Origin of the sequence: Paractinoplanes maris (assembly GCF_023544465.1) — a bacterium.
Taxonomy (GTDB): Bacteria; Actinomycetota; Actinomycetes; order Mycobacteriales; family Micromonosporaceae; genus Actinoplanes; species Actinoplanes maris.
Genome location: NZ_JALPVL010000004.1, coordinates 546873 through 564072, shown reverse-complemented (window position 1 = coordinate 564072; position 17200 = coordinate 546873). Strand labels below are relative to the sequence as shown.

Annotated in this window: 15 protein-coding genes; 9 read left to right on the top strand and 6 right to left on the bottom strand. The window is 70.9% G+C overall.

Annotation, left to right across the window (positions count from 1 at the left end):
- Window positions 1-94: 94 nt before the first annotated feature.
- The 3 genes from NAG42_RS14670 (at window position 95) to NAG42_RS14660 (ending at window position 5269) form a co-directional block, all read left to right on the top strand.
- Complete coding sequence (locus tag NAG42_RS14670) at window positions 95-1135, top strand: sensor histidine kinase (RefSeq protein ID WP_250030791.1); 1041 nt, start codon at window positions 95-97, stop codon at window positions 1133-1135.
- Entirely contained in the window at window positions 1132-1788 is a 657-nt protein-coding gene (locus tag NAG42_RS14665) for a response regulator (RefSeq protein ID WP_250030790.1), read from the top strand. Before NAG42_RS14670 ends, NAG42_RS14665 begins: the two co-directional genes overlap by 4 nt.
- 121 nt (window positions 1789-1909) lie before the next feature.
- A complete protein-coding gene (locus tag NAG42_RS14660) occupies window positions 1910-5269 on the top strand; it encodes a 3-keto-alpha-glucoside-1,2-lyase-like domain-containing protein (RefSeq protein WP_250030789.1) in 3360 nt (1119 codons plus the stop codon).
- On the opposite strand, the gene NAG42_RS14655 is transcribed toward NAG42_RS14660, so the two are convergent.
- On the bottom strand, window positions 5266-6153 hold the full coding sequence (locus NAG42_RS14655) for an EamA family transporter (RefSeq protein ID WP_250030788.1): 888 nt from the start codon (window positions 6151-6153) through the stop codon (window positions 5266-5268). The genes NAG42_RS14660 and NAG42_RS14655 overlap by 4 nt on opposite strands.
- Before the next feature lie 64 nt (window positions 6154-6217).
- On the opposite strand from NAG42_RS14655, the gene NAG42_RS14650 reads away from it, so the two are divergent.
- Window positions 6218-6706, top strand: a complete 489-nt coding sequence (locus tag NAG42_RS14650; protein WP_250030787.1) for an Lrp/AsnC family transcriptional regulator — start codon at window positions 6218-6220, stop codon at window positions 6704-6706.
- Here NAG42_RS14650 and NAG42_RS14645 read toward each other — a convergent pair whose 3' ends face one another.
- Window positions 6707-7393 (bottom strand): SDR family NAD(P)-dependent oxidoreductase, encoded by a 687-nt coding sequence (locus tag NAG42_RS14645; RefSeq protein ID WP_250030786.1) that lies wholly within the window; start codon window positions 7391-7393, stop codon window positions 6707-6709.
- A 141-nt stretch (window positions 7394-7534) separates the two neighbouring features.
- On the opposite strand from NAG42_RS14645, the gene NAG42_RS14640 reads away from it, so the two are divergent.
- Window positions 7535-8392 carry a helix-turn-helix domain-containing protein gene (locus tag NAG42_RS14640; protein WP_250030785.1) on the top strand — a complete coding sequence of 286 codons (858 nt, stop codon included), beginning with the start codon at window positions 7535-7537 and terminating at the stop codon, window positions 8390-8392.
- A 40-nt stretch (window positions 8393-8432) separates the two neighbouring features.
- Window positions 8433-9083 carry a hypothetical protein gene (locus NAG42_RS14635; RefSeq protein ID WP_250030784.1) on the top strand — a complete coding sequence of 217 codons (651 nt, stop codon included), beginning with the start codon at window positions 8433-8435 and terminating at the stop codon, window positions 9081-9083.
- Window positions 9084-9134: 51 nt separating this feature from the next.
- On the opposite strand, the gene NAG42_RS14630 is transcribed toward NAG42_RS14635, so the two are convergent.
- From NAG42_RS14630 to NAG42_RS14615, 4 genes are all read right to left on the bottom strand, one after another.
- Window positions 9135-9887: a hypothetical protein gene (locus NAG42_RS14630; protein ID WP_250030783.1), complete on the bottom strand. Its 753-nt coding sequence runs from the start codon at window positions 9885-9887 to the stop codon at window positions 9135-9137.
- A 273-nt stretch (window positions 9888-10160) separates the two neighbouring features.
- Complete coding sequence (locus NAG42_RS14625) at window positions 10161-10985, bottom strand: NAD(P)H-binding protein (RefSeq protein WP_250030782.1); 825 nt, start codon at window positions 10983-10985, stop codon at window positions 10161-10163.
- Window positions 10986-11363: 378 nt separating this feature from the next.
- Entirely contained in the window at window positions 11364-11750 is a 387-nt protein-coding gene (locus NAG42_RS14620) for a DUF6582 domain-containing protein (RefSeq protein ID WP_250030781.1), read from the bottom strand.
- Between the two features lie 3 nt (window positions 11751-11753).
- A complete protein-coding gene (locus tag NAG42_RS14615; RefSeq protein ID WP_250030780.1) occupies window positions 11754-12329 on the bottom strand; it encodes a TetR/AcrR family transcriptional regulator in 576 nt (191 codons plus the stop codon).
- 31 nt (window positions 12330-12360) lie between these two features.
- Between NAG42_RS14615 and NAG42_RS14610 the strand changes: the two genes are divergently transcribed.
- The 3 genes from NAG42_RS14610 to NAG42_RS14600 all read left to right on the top strand — a co-directional run bounded on the left by NAG42_RS14610 (window position 12361) and on the right by NAG42_RS14600 (window position 17200).
- Window positions 12361-13437: an FAD-dependent oxidoreductase gene (locus NAG42_RS14610; protein WP_250030779.1), complete on the top strand. Its 1077-nt coding sequence runs from the start codon at window positions 12361-12363 to the stop codon at window positions 13435-13437.
- 1 nt (window position 13438) lies between these two features.
- The gene (locus NAG42_RS14605) at window positions 13439-14773 is read left to right on the top strand and encodes a peroxidase family protein (protein ID WP_250030778.1); all 1335 of its coding nucleotides are present in this window, start codon (window positions 13439-13441) and stop codon (window positions 14771-14773) included.
- Between the two features lie 75 nt (window positions 14774-14848).
- Window positions 14849-17200 carry an ATP-binding cassette domain-containing protein gene (locus NAG42_RS14600; protein ID WP_250030777.1) on the top strand — a complete coding sequence of 784 codons (2352 nt, stop codon included), beginning with the start codon at window positions 14849-14851 and terminating at the stop codon, window positions 17198-17200.

Here is a 17200-nt window from a genome sequence, read left to right as displayed (position 1 = left end):
CCAGCCTGTCCCGCTCCCGGCCGGGACGCGTCCGCGCCGGGACGTACGCCCTCCGACGTACGCACCACGGCCGCCCCCATGGCACGGTGAGCACATGCGAGCACGTGACCTGGCCGTCCCGGTCGCCCTGGCCGCGGCCGGCTTGGCCACGCTCCCGGTGCTCGACGAGCTGCGCCCCACGGACCGCCCGGTCGACGCCCTGGCGGCCGTGCTGGTGGCCGCCACCGCGGCGGTCACCCTGCTGCGCCACCGGTGGCCCGGCCCGGCCCTGCTCACGGCGGCCGCCACCACCTCGGCGTACCTGGTCATCGGTTACCCGTACGGCCCGATCCTGCTGGCCTTCGCCGTCTGCGTCTACGGCGTGGCCCGCGCCCGGCCGCTCCGGCGCGCCGCCGCCTGGTCGGTGCCCGCGCTGATCGTCCTGCTGCTGCACCTCTTCCAGGACCCGCTCTCCGGCCTGACCCCGGGTCTGGCCTGGGTGGTCGTGCCGTTCACGATCGGCGCCGCCCGCCGCCAGGTGGTGGACGCGCAGACCCGGGAGCGGGCCGAGTCGGAGCGCCGCATCGCCGACGCCGAGCGCCTGCGGGTCGCTCACGAGGTGCACGACGTCGTCGGGCACGGCCTGGCCGCGATCCAGATGCAGGCCGACATCGCGTTGCACTTGCGCGACACCCGGCCCGAGATGGCTCACGAGGCGCTGACCGCGATCAGTGCCGCCAGCTCCGAGGCCCTGACCGAGCTCCGCGCCACCCTCGCCGGCCTCGCCCCCGTGCCCGGCCCGGCTCAGGTCGACGACCTGTTCACCCGGGTGCGGGCGGCCGGCGTCGACGTCGATCTGGTCGTCGGCGGCACCGCGGGCACGCTACCCCCGACGGCCTACCGGGTGCTGCAGGAAGCGCTGACCAATGTGGTCAAGCACGCGGCGGCCCGGCAGGCCCGGGTGGCGATCCACCACCGTACGGAAGGGGTTGACCTGTCGGTCTCCAACCCGGCGCCCGGGAGCGGCCATGCTGACGGGTTCGGCATCACCGGCATGCGCCGGCGCGTCGAGGGGGCCGGCGGCACGTTCGCGGCCGGCGCCGCCGACGGCATCTTCACCGTCCACGCCCGCATCCCCCGGGAGGCCCGCCGGTGATCTCGGTGCTGCTGGCCGACGACCAGCAACTCGTACGCCTCGGTCTGCGCGCCCTGTTCGAGTCCTCGGACGGCTTCGCGGTGGTCGCCGAGGCAGCCGACGGCCTGGCCGCCGTGGCCGAGAGCCGCCGCGCCCGCCCCGACGTCGTGCTCATGGACATCCGGATGCCCGGCATCGACGGTCTGGAGGCCACCCGCCGGATCGTCGCCGACCCGGCTCTGACGGCGACCAAGGTCCTGGTCCTGACCACGTTCGAGCACGACGAGTACGTCTTCACGGCTCTGCGCTCCGGAGCCGCCGGCTTCCTGCTCAAGAACACCAGCCCGCCGGCCCTGCTCGACGCCGTCCGCACCGTCGCCGACGGCGGCGCGCTCCTGGCCCCGTCGGTCACCCGCACCCTGATCCGCGAGTTCACCGCCGCGGCGCCGCGCTCGTCGGCCCCGCACCCCGATCTGGCCCGCCTCACCGACCGTGAGCGCGAGATCGTCACCCTCGTCGCGCGCGGCCTGACCAATCACGAGATCGCCGAGCAGCTGATGGTCAGCCCGGCCACGGCCCGCACCCACGTGAGCCGGGCGATGACCAAGCTCGGTGCCCGCGATCGGGCCCAGCTCGTCGTCTTCGCCTTTCAGTCGGGCTTGGGAGCATTGTGACCGTTAAGTTTCACAACAATTAACAAGACTTTTCGATAATTGCGCCAAAGTTATGGACGGGCATACAGAAGTCGGCCTACCGTCTCCAGGCATCGATCCATGTCGAAGCCTGGGCGGTCTGATGAAGAAAACGCAGTTAGCGCTGCTCGCCGTAGTCACCCTCGCGGGGCTCCTGCCCGCCCTACCCGCCGTCGCCGCCGCCGTTCCCGCACAGGAGCCCGGCGTCACCCTGCGCACCTACGACCTGCAGACCACGCGCGACTCGATCTGCGCGCTCAAGCCCGGTCAGACCCCCAACATCGACAAGAAGCTGTCCACGATCAACTGGACGACCGCCGCCGACTTCGGCCTCGAGGACCGCTTCCAGTCCGAGGTGATCGGCAACGTCAACGTCCCCACGGCCGGATCGTACGGTTTCCGGCTGACCAGCGACGACGGCTCCCGGCTGCTGATCGACAACGCGACCGTGATCAACCACGACGGCGCGCACGGGGCCACCGCCAAGGAGGGCACGGTCACCCTGACCGCCGGCTACCACGCGCTGCGCATCGACTACTTCGAGCGCGACGGCGGCCAGCAGCTCACCCTCGAGTGGCGTCCGCCGGGCGCGACCGCGTACGCGGTGGTCCCGAACAGTGTGCTGAGCACCGACGCCGGCGTGGTGCGGGTGACCGCGCCCGGCCGCAAGGAGTGCGAGACCGCCGGGGACAGTCCCGGCGACGGCCTGCCGCTGACCGGCGTGCACCCCGGCTACACGCTGACCAACCTGCGCCCGTCCGGCTTCCAGCCGCAGGTCAGCGCGATGGACTGGTTCCCGGACGGCCGGTTGGCCATCGCCACCTGGGGTGGCAGCGACACGGTGGCCGGTGAGGTCTACGTGCTCAGCGGGGTCTCCGGCTCCACGTCGCCCAGCCAGGTCACGTACAAGAAGATCGCGACCGGACTGCGCGAGCCGATGGGTCTCAAGATCGTCGACGGCAAGATCTACGTGTCGCAGAAGCACGAGCTGACCGAGCTCAACGACACCAACGGCGACGGCACCATCGACCAGTACCGCCGGGTCGCCACCTGGCCGTTCGACGGCAACTTCCACGAGTTCGCGTTCGGGCTGCTCTATCAGGACGGCTTCTTCTACCTGAACCTGTCCGTCTCGATCAACCTGGGCGGCGCGACCACCGAACCGCAGGGCTCGCCCAACCGCGGCACCACGTTGAAGATCAACCGGACCACCGGGGCCGTGCAGTACGTCGCCGGTGGCCTGCGCACCCCGGACGGGCTCACCTTCGGACCCGACGGTGACATCTTCGTGCTGGACAACCAGGGTGGCTGGCTGCCCGCCTCCAAACTGGTGCAGGTCAAGCAGGATCGCTTCTTCGGCCACTACACCAACCCGGACGGCCCGTTCGATCAGCAGCCGGTGACCCCGCCGGTGCTGTGGCTGCCGCAGAACGAGATCGCGAACTCGCCGAGCACCCCGGTGATGCTGAACTCCGGGCCCTACTCCGGCCAGATGCTGTTCGGCGACGTCACGTACGGCGGGGTCCAGCGCGCCTATCTGGAGAAGGTCAACGGCCAGTATCAGGGCGCGGTCTTCCGGCTGACCCAGGGCCTGGAGATGGGCGTGCTCCGGCTCAGCCAGGGTCCGGACGGCGCGCTCTACGCCGGCGGGCTCGGCGCGGGCGGCAACTGGGGGCAGGAAGGCAAATTGACGTACGGGCTGCAGAAGCTCACGCCCAACTCGACGAGTGTGTTCGACATCAAGGCCATGCGGGCCATCGCCGACGGCTTCGAGCTGGAATACACCCAGCCCGTCTCGGACGCCACCGCCGCCCAGCTGGCCACGCGCTACCGGGCCAAGCAGTGGCGCTACCAGCCGACGCCGGAGTACGGCGGCCCCAAGATCGACGAGGAGACGCTCACGGTCAGCTCGGCGACCCTGTCGGCCGACAAGCTCAAGGTGACGCTCAAGCTGGCCGGTCTCAAGCCGGGCCGGGTCGTGCACGTCCGCTCGCCGCGCCCGTTCAGCTCGGCGTCGGGTTCCTCCCTGTGGAGCACCGAGGCCTGGTACACGCTGAACAGCCTGGTCAACGGCACCACCCTCAAATCGGACCGGGTCGAGGCGGAGTGGTCGGGCCTCAGCCCCGGCACGTCGGTCGGCACCGACCACACCGGATACACCGGCTCGGGCTTCTCGGCCGGGCACAACGCGGCCGGCGCCGCCACCACCTTCACCGTGAACGTGCCGACGGCCGGCGCGTACCCGACCTCGCTGCGCTACAGCAACGGCCCGAACCCGTCGGCCGGGGCCAAGACGATCAGCCTCTATGTCAACGGCACCAAGGTGAAACAGGTCAGCCTGGCCGACACCGGCAACTGGGACACCTGGGCCACCCTGACCGACACCGCGACCCTGCGGGCGGGCGGCAACACCATCGCCTACCGGGTCGACACCGGCGACGTCGGCCACGTCAACCTCGACAGCCTCACCATCGGCACCACCGGCGCGGCCACCGGGTCACGCACCGGCACCATCACCGGGATCGGTGGCAAGTGCCTCGACGTGGACAACGCGAGCTCGGCCAACGGCGCCAAGGTGCAGTTGCACACCTGCAACAACACGTCGGCGCAGAGCTGGACGCGGGAGGGTGACACGCTGCGGGCGCTCGGCAAGTGCCTGGACATCGACAACGCCGGCACCGCCAACGGCACCAAGGTGCAGCTCTACACCTGCAACAACAGCACCGCCCAGGTGTGGACCGCCCAGGCCAACGGCTCGCTGCTCAACCCGCAGTCGGGCAAGGTGCTGGACGTGGCCGGCGGGGCGAGCGCCGACGGCACGCAGATCCAGATCTGGGAGTGGGCCGACGTGGCTCAGCAGCGCTGGACCCACAACGGTCCGAGCCGGGTCACGCTCTTCGACGGCGGCGGCCTGGGTGCCTTCCAGAACGCCGACGGCAGCGCGGTGACGTGGCCGGTCTCCGGCGGCTCGGCCGAGGTGCTCGGCGGGGACATCCGGACCAAGCAGACGTACGGCGATTTCAAGCTGCACGCCGAGTTCTGGCTGCCCAACCTGCCGGCCGACGTGACCGGTCAGCAACGGGCCAACAGCGGCATCTATCTGCAGGACCGCTACGAGCTTCAGGTCCTCGACACGTACGGCAAGGCGGTCCTGGCCAACGACGACTCGGCCGCCATCTATCAGAAGCGAGCGGCGACCACCAACGCCGGCACCGCACCGGAGACGTGGCAGACCTATGACGTCACCTTCCGCGCCGCCCGCTGGAACGGCTCCACCAAGACCGAGCAGGCCCGGGTCACCGTGGTCTGGAACGGCGTGACCGTCCACAACAACATCACCATCGACGGCCCCACCGGCAACGGCGCCGCCGAGAGCGCCGCCACGCTGCCGATCCGCTTCCAGGACCACGGCGACCCCGGCGCCAACGTGCGTTACCGCAACATCTGGATCGAGCCCGCCTAACCCGACCGAGCCGGCCGCCCTTCCTCGTCGCTGACGGGGGAGGGCGGCCGTTCCTCGTGCAGGGCCACGCCGGCCACGACCAGCACGACGCCGGCCACTTCGGCGAGGCTCGGGATCTGGGTGAGAACGAGGACGCCGACGACCGTGGCGGTGGCCGGCAGCAGCGACACCATCAGGGCGTAGGTGGCCCGGGACAGCCGGGCCATGGCGAGCTGGTCACTGACGTACGGGATGACCGAGGAGCAGATGCCCACGCCGGCCGCCGCGGCCAGCGCGACCGGGTCGCCGAAGGCGGGCACCGCCTGCCCGATGCCGATGGGCAGGGCGATGACGGTGGCGATCAGCATCGACAGGGCCAGCCCGTCGATGCCCGGCACCTGCCCGCCGCGGGCCACCCGGTGGCCCAGCACGATGTAGAGCGCGAACAGCACGGCGTTGGCGCCGGCGAAGACGATGCCGAGCGGTTCGGCCACCAGCCGGACGTCGGTCAGCAGATAGACCCCGGCGACCGCGCCGACCAGGGCGACCGCGTTGCGCCGGGTCCGGGCGGCGAAGGCGGCCAGCGCGATCACCGGCAGGAACTCGATGGCCGCCACGGTGCCCAGCGGGAGCCGATCGACCGCCAGGTAGAACACGCTGTTCATGACCGCGAGCACCGCCGCCCACCCGATCAGCAGCCACCGGGTGGAACGATCCAGTCGCGCCCACAGCCGCCACGGCCGGCGCCACACCGCGAACACCACGGCAGCGGTCGCGATCCGCAGCCAGGCCACCCCGAGCACACCGATGCGCGCGAAGACCAGGACCGCCAGCGCCGGCCCCAGATAGTGGAAGACCGCGCTGACCACGAAGTAAACGTGCGGCGGTACTCGCTGCACTCTCATGCGTCTATTCTCGAAAAACGATCGACCCGAAGCCATGAATGATCGAAGGCGAAGGCGCCCCGAGATGGCGATGCAGAAAAGCGACGGCGGAAACGGCTTTCTTCCGGGAAAGCCGCTGCTGGACGAGACAAATGTGCGGCTGCTCGACCTCCTCGACGCCGACCCGCGGGCCACCGCGGCCGAGCTGGCGCGCCGGATCGGCATGTCCGCCCCGGCCGTCCGGGAGCGGCTCTCGCGGCTCGAGGAGACCGGCGTCATCCGCGGCTACCGCCTGGACGTCGATCCGGCCGCGATCGGCCTGCCGGTCGCCGCCTGGGTGCGGGTCCGGCCCGGCCCCGGCCAGCTGGGACGGATCGCGGATCTCGCGGCCCGCATCCCGCAGGTCAGCGAATGCCACCGCATCTCGGGCGAGGACTGCTTCCTGATCAAGGTCCACGTGGCGGCCATCGAAGACCTCGAACCGGTCCTCGACCAGTTCCTGCAGTACGGCCAGACGCACAGCTCGTTCGTCGTCGCCACGCCCGTGGCACCGCGCACTCCCGCCGGCCGCTGACTACCAGCGCAGCTCCCCGGACTCGTCCGAGAACGTCCCGGTCGGGCCGTCCGGGCCGAGCGTGGCCATCCGGACGACGACCGCGGCGCTGTCCACCGGGGAGCGGCCGATGCCGAAGGCGGCGGTCATGTCGGTGGCCGTCGGGCCGGGCTCGATGGCGTTGAACCTGATGCCCGGCTCCGACTTGGCGTACTGGATGGTGAGCATGGTGGCCGCCGCCTTGGACGCGGCATAGAGCGGCAGCGGCAGTCCGGACTCGGGCCGATCGGGGTTGGTCACCGCCCAGAAAGACCCCATGCTGCTGGAAACGGTGACCACCGTGGCATTGCCGGACTTCCGCAGCAGCGGCAGTGCCGCCTGGGTGACCCGGATGATTCCCACGGCGTTGATGTCGAACACCTCGAGAGCCTTCGGCCCGTCGACGTCGCCCGCCCCGAGAACGCCCGCGTTGTTCACCAGAACGTCGAGCCGGCCCTCGGCCGCCTCGATCACCGCCAGCGCGCTCCGCACCGATACGTCATCGGTCACATCGAGCTGCACAAATCGCGCGCCCAGGGTCGCCGCCGCCTTCTCGCCGCGCTCGACGTCCCGCGCGCCGACATAAACGACGTGACCCAGCTCCACCAACTGCTTGGCGGTCTCGAAACCGATGCCCTTGTTGGCTCCGGTGATCAGTGTGACGGTCATCTGCTTCTCCTCACGCCCCGCTCAGCCCGATCGGGCCGTTCCGAACGCTAGGCACGGTCACCGGCCGGAACCAGAGCACTCCGGTGCCAGGGGTATCGCAGGCCCCCCGCTATCTGCCGGGCCCGGACCTAAGCTGGCCTGGTGAGCGAGACGACGAATGCCCTCGGCGCGTTCCTGCGGGCCCGGCGCGAGCTGGTGACACCGCAGCAGGCGGGCATCCCCGACGGCGGCGTGCGGCGGGTGCCCGGGCTGCGGCGCGAAGAGGTCGCCATGCTCGCCGGCATCAGCGCCGACTACTACCTGCGGCTGGAACGCGGCCGCAACCGCAACCCCTCCCTGCCGGTGCTCGAGTCGATCGCCCGCGTGCTGCACCTGGACGAGGACCACTTCGCCCACCTGCTGACGCTGGTGTCGGAGGTCTCCCGGCGGCACAAGCGCCGGCCGCGCAAGGAGACACCACCGGCCGGCGCGCTCAAGCTGCTGAACTCGCTCCTCCAGCCCGCCCTCATCGAGGACCGCTACTTCGACGTCCTGGCGTCGAACGATCTGGCCCGGGCGCTCTCCCCCAGCTTCACCCCCGGCGCCAATCAGCTGAGGGCCCTCTTCCTCGACCCGGCCGAGCAGGCACTGCACCCCGAGTGGGAGAACGTCACGGAATGTTTCGTGGCCAACCTGCGTCAGGCCGTCGGCAACGACATCGACGACCCCCGGTTCATCGAGCTGACCGGCGAGCTCTCGCTGGCCAGCCCCCGATTCCGGCAGCTGTGGGCCCGCCACGAAGTGCGAAGCCAACGCGGCACCCCAATCCGGATCAACCACCCCCAGGTGGGCGAGCTGACCCTCAACCGCGAGCGCCTGGCCATCAACGGGACCACCAGCCTGATGCTGGTCATCTATCACCCCGACGCCCAGTCCGCCGACGCCGACAAACTGGCCCTGCTGGCCTCCGCCGGCCTGCCCCCGTCGGCGCGCCGCACCACCGCCCCGACCTTCACCTGAGCGGACTGCACAAAAGTGCTTTGAGCTGCGTCTAAGCAGTGTGTTCGAGGATGAGGACCGGCTCCGCGAGGCGATGGAGGAGCACGAGCGACTGGCGCCAGACCGGGTCGCCGACCGGGCGGCTGTGTGGGCTCGCGTCGAGTTGCTGGCGCGGATCTACCGGCGGCGCAACGTGTTCGTGCGGTCGGCCGGAAGCGTGGCGCTGAGTGCCGGGCTGGTCGCCGGTCTGGTGCAGATGCACGGTTTCATCCAGGGCGGGGTGGCGCAACCGCCGGCCACCTCGGTCGGGGTCCGGGACGTGTCGCCGCCCGCATCCGGGCAGCCGGCCACCTCGGCCGCGCTCCCCCCGTCGTCGCCGCGCGCGTCGTCACTGCCCGCGCCCGGGCAGCCGGCCACCTCGACCGCGCTCCCCCCGTCGTCACCGCGCGCGTCGTCACTGCCCGCGCCCGGGCGGCCGGCCACCTCGGGCGGCTCCCGTGTGTCGTCGCCGCCCGTTTCCGGGCCGCCGACGGCTCCGGACACGGCGAGCGGCCGGGATCCGCTGAATGCTTACTTCGGCGCCGGATACGGCTGGGACGAGGCCGAGAAGCTGGCCCGGTTGTGGCGCCTCGACGACCCCGGTGACGCGAAGGTCGAGGCCGGCCGCCGCCTCATCAACGGCGAGCCACTGCCGCTGCGCCCATCCCGCTGAGGCAGCATCGCCGTCCAGGGGTGAAGTCGTGAGCACCGGGGCGGCGCGCTGTCAGCGGTAGACGACCGGGGCGCCGACCGCGCCGTGAGCCCGGCTCAGCGCGCCGGTGAAGCGGATCTGCAGAGTCACTACGCCGGCGACGGAGAAGTCCTTCAAGCGGTACGCCTCGCCGTACTTCAACTCCGTATGGACGAGCACCTCGTCCTCGGCCACATTGATCACATCGAGGATCAACGGATGGTCCGCATCGGTCGAGTTGTCGACGCCCAGAGTTGCGGTGAGTCTCGAGTATTCGCCGTTGAGCCGCAAATTGACGCCGACCCACTCATCGGCGCCGCAGCCGATCGTGCATTTGATCGTCCAGCCGGTGGAGAAACGATCGGTACCGATGGCGACGGCTTCCTTGAGGAACGTGCACCGGCCCATCGAGCACCCGTTCGGGCTGTCGACGACCTCGGTGCTCCGGGCCGATCCGGAGAGCGCGACACCCATCGGCGACCCCTTCGGCTGCGCGACTCTGGTGGGCCGGGTCGGGGTGGGCTCCTGCGGATCGCCGGCGTCCGGCGGCTTCGCGGTGAGCTTTGTCGGCTTCTTGCCCGGCTTCCCCGAGGTGGCGGTGGTGGTCGGGTCGGTCCGCGGCTTCTGAGTGGCCGGGCTGACGGTGTTGTCCGGGGCGAACGGGCGGGGACCGTCGTATCCGAGCCAGGTCGCCAGCCCGGCCGTGTCGGCGGCGAAGCCGTAGACCGCCAGCACAACGGTGACAATCACCCCGGCCGTCACGGTCTTGGTCGTCTTGTCTCCCACTGCGGCCCCTTGATCTGGCGAGCGATCCGGGCCGTGATTCTAGGTGCGGACCCACCGCGCAATTGCCGGTCAGCCTGACAATTCGACTGGTATTGAATTGCTCGAGTCGCCAACCCGACACTCGACGGATCACTCAATATGCTGAATGAGATGCCACAAGTTCGGACCAATTGCCCGTAGCGGTGATCCACGGGAAGTCGCGTGGTGATTCTGGAGAGCCGCGGTAAGCGTGACCGACCTCTGATGCCGGGTCATTGCCTTAGCGGTGGACGATCAGGACGCGAAACGGTGGGCGTTTTCGGCGGCCCAGTCCCGGAAGGTTCGCGGCGGCCGGCCGGTGACGTCGTCGACCGTGGGGCGGACCGTGGTCTCGTCGATCGAGCCGTTGACGTAGAAGTCGAAGAACGCCGCGACGTAGGGGGCGGGCGTGGTCTTCAGCATCTCCCGCCGAGCCTCGTCGTTCGGCTGCGCCTCGAAGCGGAGTGACCGTCCGAGCGACTCGCCGACGGTGGCCACCTGCTCCTCGAGCGACAGCACGGCCGGACCGGTCGGCCGGCAGACCATCGACTGGTGCCCACTCTCGACCATGGCGACGACCGCGACGGCGGCCAGATCCCGCGGGTGCACGACAGCCAGCGGCACGTCGGCGAACGGCAGGCGAACCACGTCACCCGCCTGGATCTGGTCTTTCCACCGCAGAGCGTTCGTCATGAAGGCAGTCGGGCGCAGCACGGTCCACTCCAGGCCGCTGTCGCGCATCTCGGCCTCGGTGTCGTTCAGGTATTTGGTGACGGCATTCGATCCGTCACCGGAACCGGCCGAGCCGCCGGACAGCTGGACGATGCGCCGCGCCCCGGCCGCCGCGGCGGCGGCGGCCAGGCCGGGATAGCCGGGCAGCAGGAACACGGCCGCCGCCCCCGACATGGCGGCGCGCGCCGAGGCAGGGTCGGTGAGATCGGCCTGGACGAACTCCACCCCCTCGACCGGCGCCACGGCCGACGGGTTGCGAACCAGAGCGCGCACCGGAACGCCACGGTCGACCAACCCGGTGACGACTTCCCCGCCCACGTTTCCGGTGGCTCCGGTCACCACGAACATCGCTGAACCTCCCCGTCGGCCGGCCTGCCTCGTGGCCTCAGCGTGTGCGCGGGCGCCGGGCATACGTCTGGTCGAGCCCCTCGGGCCGGACTCTGCGCCGCCACCGACGGCCCGCCCGCCGCAGACGCACCACGTGATCACCCGGGACCGCCGCCGGCTGCGCGCACCGGCGGTGGCGGGCGGTCCACCATGTGGTCCAGCTCTCGCGTCGAAGCATGCGACCACCATAGGCGGGTCGACGCCGGCGAGGGTGGCCCCGTTGATCCCAGGATCATCGGCGGCGTGGGGTCGGGTCGGCGTGGGGTCGGGTCGGCGTGGGGTCGGGTCGGCGTGGGACCGGAGGCCGACGGGAGGTCGGACGTCGGGCCGCGCTGCTGGTCACTGGTGGCGCAGGGCCTCGATGAGCTGCTGTTTCGTCATGGTGGAGCGGCCCGGGACCTTGCGGCGCTGGGCCTCGGCGTACAGGTCCTTCTTGGGCGCCTGGGGGCGGGGCTTGTCGGAGGAGCGGCGGGCCGCGGACGGCTTGCCCAGCTCCTTCCAGCTGCTCTCGGTGATCTCGACGCCGAACTTCTTCGCCGCTCGCTTGATGCGGGTGAAGGCCTCGTCGCGTTCCTGGTCGCTCACGTCGCGGACCTGATCGAAACGGGCGATCGCGTTTCGGACGTGGCGGGCGTCGTTCAGTGGCTCCTTGCGGACACGCGGGAACGCGAAGGTGCTGTCCGGCAGCGCGTTGCGCTCGTCGGCATCCAACTCGTTACTGGTCATGCCTCAGGCGGTACCCCGCAGACCGCGCAGATACGCCTCGATGACCTCGCCCGCGCCGGCGATCGCCGAGCCGGCCACCCGGTCGAAGAGCAGGCCGTCGACCAGGGCGATCAGCCCCGGAGCGTGCCGGGCCGGGTCGGCCACCCCGGCCCGGGTCAGGGTGGCCTCGGCGGCGGCGAGAAACTGAACCCGCGCCGGCGACGCCGTCGTCAGCAGCGGATGCAGCGACGGGTCGCCGGCCAGATCGACCATCAGCGCGTAGCGCACCCGATGGTCGGCGGCGCGTTCAGCCAGCCGATCCAGCAACGACGCGGGCCCGTCCGACGGCGAGGGCGGGGGCGGGGGCGAGGACGGCGGGGGCGGGGACATGTCGGTGACTGTGCGGTCGGCCAGGCGGTGGACCATCAGCTCGATCAGCTGGCGCCGGGTGCGCGCGTAATACGACGTCGACCCGGCGGGCAGCGAGAGCGCCCGGTCGATCGCGCGGTGCGTCAGCGACCGCAGGCCCTCGGCGGCGACCAGGGCGATGGCCGCGTCGGCGATGGCCTGGCGACGGTCTGTGTTCGGAGACACCTTCACCCGACCACTCTACACGCGTAGAGTCCTCTACATGAGTAGAGTCGCGATCATCGGGGCCGGCATCGGCGGCCTCACCACCGCCATCGGTCTGCAGCGACACGGCTGGGACGTCAGCGTCTTCGAGCGCGCCCCCGCGAGCTCCCCGGTCGGCGCGGGTCTGTCCCTGTTCGCCAACGGCTTCCGGGCGCTCGACCTGCTGGGTGCGGGCGACGCCGTCCGCACCATCGCCGGCCCGGCGCCGCAGCACCTCACCACCGGCCAGCGCCGCCGTGACGGCCGCTGGCTGGCCACCACCGCGCCCGAGGCGATCAGCGCCCTGCGCGTCGTGCACCGGGCCGACCTGCATCGTGTGCTCGCCGGCCTTCTCGAGCCGGGCACGATCACGTACGGAAAGAAGGTGGACGGCGTCCCCGGCGGCTATGACGTGGTGGTGGCGGCCGACGGGCTCCGGTCGCCCACCCGCGGGACGCCGGTCCGCTACCGCGGCTACACGAGCTGGCGCGGCGTCACCACCCGCCCGGTCGACCTGCTGGGCGGCGCCGGTGAGTCGCTCGGCCGGGGTGAGCGTTTCGGGCTGGCCTCGCTGCCCGACGGGCGTGTCTACTGGTTCGGCGTCGTGTCGCTGCCCGCCGGCACGGAGTTCCCGGACGAGTACGCCGAGGTTCGCCGCCGCTTCGACCGCTGGCACGCGCCGATCGCCGACGTCCTGGACGCCACCGACCCGGCCACGGTCGTGCGCACCGACATCCACGACGTAGCGGCTCTGCCGTCCTTTGTCCGGGGCACCACGGTGCTCCTCGGCGACGCCGCCCACGCCATGACTCCCGACCTCGGTCAGGGGGCCAACCTGGCTCTGGAGGACGCGGCCACCCTGACCCATTTCCTCGGGGCACTGCCGATCGACGCGGCCCTCGACGCGTACGACCGGACCCGCCGCCCGCGCACCCAGGCCCTCAGCCGCAAGGCCCGGACCCTCGGCCGGCTCCTGCAGAGCCGCAGCCCGCTGCGCGATGCCCTGCTCCGCCTGACCCCGGCGGCGGTGGCCACCCGCGAGCTGACCGGGATCCAGGCCTGGTCACAACCCGGGGTGCCGTCCGGTCACAGCTGACATGACCGTCAACCACTGCCTCAGCCTGGTCCGGGCCGTCGACCGGCCCACCGGCGCGGCCCGTTACGGCCGCATGTTCGGAGGTCTCGAGCCGCTCGGCACCGACCCCCAGCTGCTGATCCGCGCCGGTGACAGCGGCGGGGTGTGCGACGCCGCCGGGGTCCTCGACGCGATGGCCCCGGGCGGTGACGACGCCGCCGGGGCGGCCGGGTGGCCGTTCTTCGGCCAGCTGATCGCGCACGACATCACCGCCGACCGCTCGGCCCTGATGGGCGGCACGGACACCGCGGCACTGAAGAACGCCCGTGGGCCCCGGCTCGACCTCGAGATGCTTTATGCCGACGGCCCGGTCGGCTCGCCGTTCCTGTTCGACGCGAGGGATCCGGCCAAGTTCCTGCTGTCCGGGGACGGCCACGACGTGCCCCGCAACCAGCAGGGTGTGGCCCTGATCGGTGACCCCCGCAACGACTCCCACCGCTTCGCGCTGACGCTGCACGTCGCCCTGCTCAAGGCGCACAACCGCATCGTCGACCATCTGCGGGCCTCGCGGCGGGCCGCCGAGCCGGAGGTGTTCGACCGGGCGCGCCTCGCCCTGACCTGGCACTACCAGTGGATCGTGGTCCACGACTTCCTGCCCCGGCTGGTCGGCGCCGGCCTGGCCCGGGAGGTGCTGGCCGACGGCGGCCGATGGTTCCGCCCGGCGTCGCGGGAGGCGTTCATCCCGCTGGAGTTCGCCGACGCGGCCTTCCGCTACGGACACGGTCAGATCCGGCACACCTACCGGCTGGTCGAGGACGGTCCGGTCGTGCCGCTCTTTCCCGGCCTGGTCGGGTTCGGCCCGCTCCGGCCGGCCGAGCGCATCGACCTCGCGCAGGTCTTCGACGTGCCGGGCCGACCGCCGGCCCAGCGCGCCAAGCGCCTCGACGGCCGCCTCGCGGGCAGCCTCATCGGCCTGCCGGAACAGGTGACCGGCGCCGTGGCAACCACCGCCTACCGGTCGCTGGCCGTCCGCGACCTGCTGCGCGGGGAGACGACCCGGCTGCCCAGCGGCGAGGCGGTGGCCCGGCTGCTGGGAGTGCAGCCGCTCGGCCCCGATCAGCTCGGTGCGGACTGGCCGCACGGCACGCCGCTGTGGTTCTACATCCTCAAGGAGTCCGAGCACCTGGGTGACAAGGGCGACCGGCTGGGCCCGGTGGGCGGCCGGATCGTGGCCGAGGTGCTGGTGGGGCTGCTGCGGGCCGATCCGGCGAGCTTCCTGAGTCTGGAACCGGACTGGCAGCCGTTGTTTCCGGCCCGCGGCGACGCCTTCGACCTGGCAGACTTGCTCATTCCCTGATCAGGAATCGAGAAGCAGGTTGTCGTACCACCTGCCTAGAGTTCCCGGGGAAGCCGACGAACGAGGGAGCCGGGGATGCACGACGCCGACAGCCACGACATGATCCGCGTGCACGGCGCACGGGTCAACAACCTCAAGGACGTCAGCGTCGAGATCCCGAAACGCCGCCTCACCGTCTTCACCGGGGTCTCCGGCTCGGGCAAGAGCTCGCTGGTCTTCGGCACGATCGCCGCCGAGTCGCAGCGGCTGATCAACGAGACCTACTCGGCCTTCCTGCAGAACTTCATGCCGTCGATGGCCCGGCCCGACGTCGACGTGCTCGACGGGCTGACCACGGCCATCCTGGTCGACCAGGAGCGGATGGGCGGCGACGTCCGGTCCACCGTCGGCACGGCGACCGACGCCAACGCCATGCTGCGCATCCTGTTCAGCCGGCTCGGAAAGCCGTACGTCGGCTCGCCGCAGGCGTTCTCCTTCAACATCGCCTCGGTCAGCGGCGCCGGCGCGGTCACCCTGCAGAAGGGCGGCCGCGAGGTCAAGGAGAAACGCACCTTCAGCCTGCTGGGCGGCATGTGCCCGCGCTGCGAGGGCCGGGGCTCGGTCAACGACATCGACCTCTCCCAGCTGTACGACGAGGAAAAGTCGATCAACGAGGGCGCGATCACGATCCCCGGCTACAGCATGGACGGCTGGTCCGGCCGCATCTTCCGGGGCGTCGGCTTCTTCGACCCGGACAAGCCGATCAAGCAGTTCACCAAGAAGGAGCTGGACGACCTCCTGTACCGCGAGGCGACCAAGGTCAAGATCGAAGGCATCAACCTCACGTACGCGGGTCTGGTCCCCTCGATCCAGAAGTCGTTCCTGTCGAAGGACATCGACTCCGTGCAGCCGCACGTCCGGGCGTTCATCGAGCGGGTCGCGATCTTCAAGACCTGCCCCGAGTGCGACGGCAGCCGGCTCAGCGAGGCCGCCCGCTCCTCGAAGATCAAGGGCGTCAGCATCGCCGACTGCTGCGCCATGCAGATCAGCGACCTGGCCGACTGGATCCGCGAGCTCGACGAGCCGTCGGTGGCGCCGCTGCTCACGGCGCTGGGCGAGACGCTCGACTCGTTCGTCCAGATCGGGCTCGGCTACCTCTCGCTCGATCGCCCGTCGGGCACCCTGTCCGGCGGCGAGGCCCAGCGGACAAAGATGATCCGGCACCTGGGCTCGGCGCTCACCGACGTCACGTACGTCTTCGACGAGCCCACGATCGGGCTCCACCCGCACGACATCCAGCGGATGAACAACCTGCTCGTCCAGCTGCGCGACAAGGGCAACACGGTGCTGGTCGTCGAGCACAAGCCCGAGGCCATCGCGATCGCCGACCACATCATCGACCTCGGCCCGGGTGCGGGCAGCGGGGGCGGCCAGGTCGTCTACGAGGGCAGCCTCGACGGGCTGCGGGCCAGCGACACGCTCACCGGCCGCCACCTGGAATACCGGTCCACCCTCAAGGACGAGGTCCGCCGGCCGACGGGCACGCTCGAGGTGCGCGGCGCCACCAGCCACAACCTGCGCGACGTCGATGTGGACATCCCGCTCGGTGTGCTGGTGGTCGTCACCGGGGTGGCCGGCTCGGGCAAGAGCTCGCTCATCCACGGCTCGGTGGCGCCGCGCGAGGGCGTCGTGTCGGTCGACCAGGGGGCGATCCGCGGCTCGCGGCGGAGCAGCCCGGCGACGTACACGGGCCTGCTGGAACCGATCCGCAAGGCCTTCGCCAAGGTCAACGGCGTCAAGCCGGCGCTCTTCAGTGCCAACAGCGAGGGCGCGTGCCCCAACTGCAACGGCGCCGGCGTCATCTACACCGACCTCGGCGTGATGGCGAGCATGGCCACCACCTGCGAGGTGTGCGAGGGCCGGCGGTTCGACGCGTCGGTGCTCGAATACACGTTCGGCGGCAAGGACATCAGCGAGGTCCTCGAGATGCCGGTCAGCGAGGCCGTCGAGTTCTTCGGCGCGGGCGACGGAAAGGTGCCGCCGGCTCACGCGATCCTGGTGCGGCTGGCCGATGTCGGTCTCGGCTACCTCAAGCTGGGTCAGCCGCTGACCACGTTGTCGGGCGGCGAGCGGCAGCGGCTCAAGCTGGCGACGCGGATGGCGGAGAAGGGCGGCGTCTACATCCTCGACGAGCCGACCACCGGTCTTCACCTGGCCGACGTGGAAAATCTGCTCGGCCTTCTCGACCGGCTGGTCGAGTCGGGCAAGTCGGTGATCGTCATCGAGCACCACCAGGCGGTCATGGCCCACGCCGACTGGATCATCGATCTGGGCCCGGGCGCCGGCCACGACGGCGGCACGATCGTCTTCGAGGGCACGCCGGCCGACCTCGTCGCCGCCCGCGCCACCCTGACCGGCGAGCATCTGGCCGGCTACGTAGGATCCTGA

What these genes read in the sequence shown, in the direction of transcription:
- NAG42_RS14655 (WP_250030788.1), bottom strand. Translation starts at nt 6,153, where the DNA reads ATGAGAGTGCAGCGAGTACCGCCGCACGTTTACTTCGTGGTCAGCGCG.
- NAG42_RS14670 (WP_250030791.1), top strand. Translation starts at nt 95, where the DNA reads ATGCGAGCACGTGACCTGGCCGTCCCGGTCGCCCTGGCCGCGGCCGGC.
- NAG42_RS14650 (WP_250030787.1), top strand. Translation starts at nt 6,218, where the DNA reads ATGGCGATGCAGAAAAGCGACGGCGGAAACGGCTTTCTTCCGGGAAAG.
- NAG42_RS14645 (WP_250030786.1), bottom strand. Translation starts at nt 7,393, where the DNA reads ATGACCGTCACACTGATCACCGGAGCCAACAAGGGCATCGGTTTCGAG.
- NAG42_RS14660 (WP_250030789.1), top strand. Translation starts at nt 1,910, where the DNA reads ATGAAGAAAACGCAGTTAGCGCTGCTCGCCGTAGTCACCCTCGCGGGG.
- NAG42_RS14605 (WP_250030778.1), top strand. Translation starts at nt 13,439, where the DNA reads ATGACCGTCAACCACTGCCTCAGCCTGGTCCGGGCCGTCGACCGGCCC.
- NAG42_RS14625 (WP_250030782.1), bottom strand. Translation starts at nt 10,985, where the DNA reads ATGTTCGTGGTGACCGGAGCCACCGGAAACGTGGGCGGGGAAGTCGTC.
- NAG42_RS14620 (WP_250030781.1), bottom strand. Translation starts at nt 11,750, where the DNA reads ATGACCAGTAACGAGTTGGATGCCGACGAGCGCAACGCGCTGCCGGAC.
- NAG42_RS14610 (WP_250030779.1), top strand. Translation starts at nt 12,361, where the DNA reads ATGAGTAGAGTCGCGATCATCGGGGCCGGCATCGGCGGCCTCACCACC.
- NAG42_RS14600 (WP_250030777.1), top strand. Translation starts at nt 14,849, where the DNA reads ATGCACGACGCCGACAGCCACGACATGATCCGCGTGCACGGCGCACGG.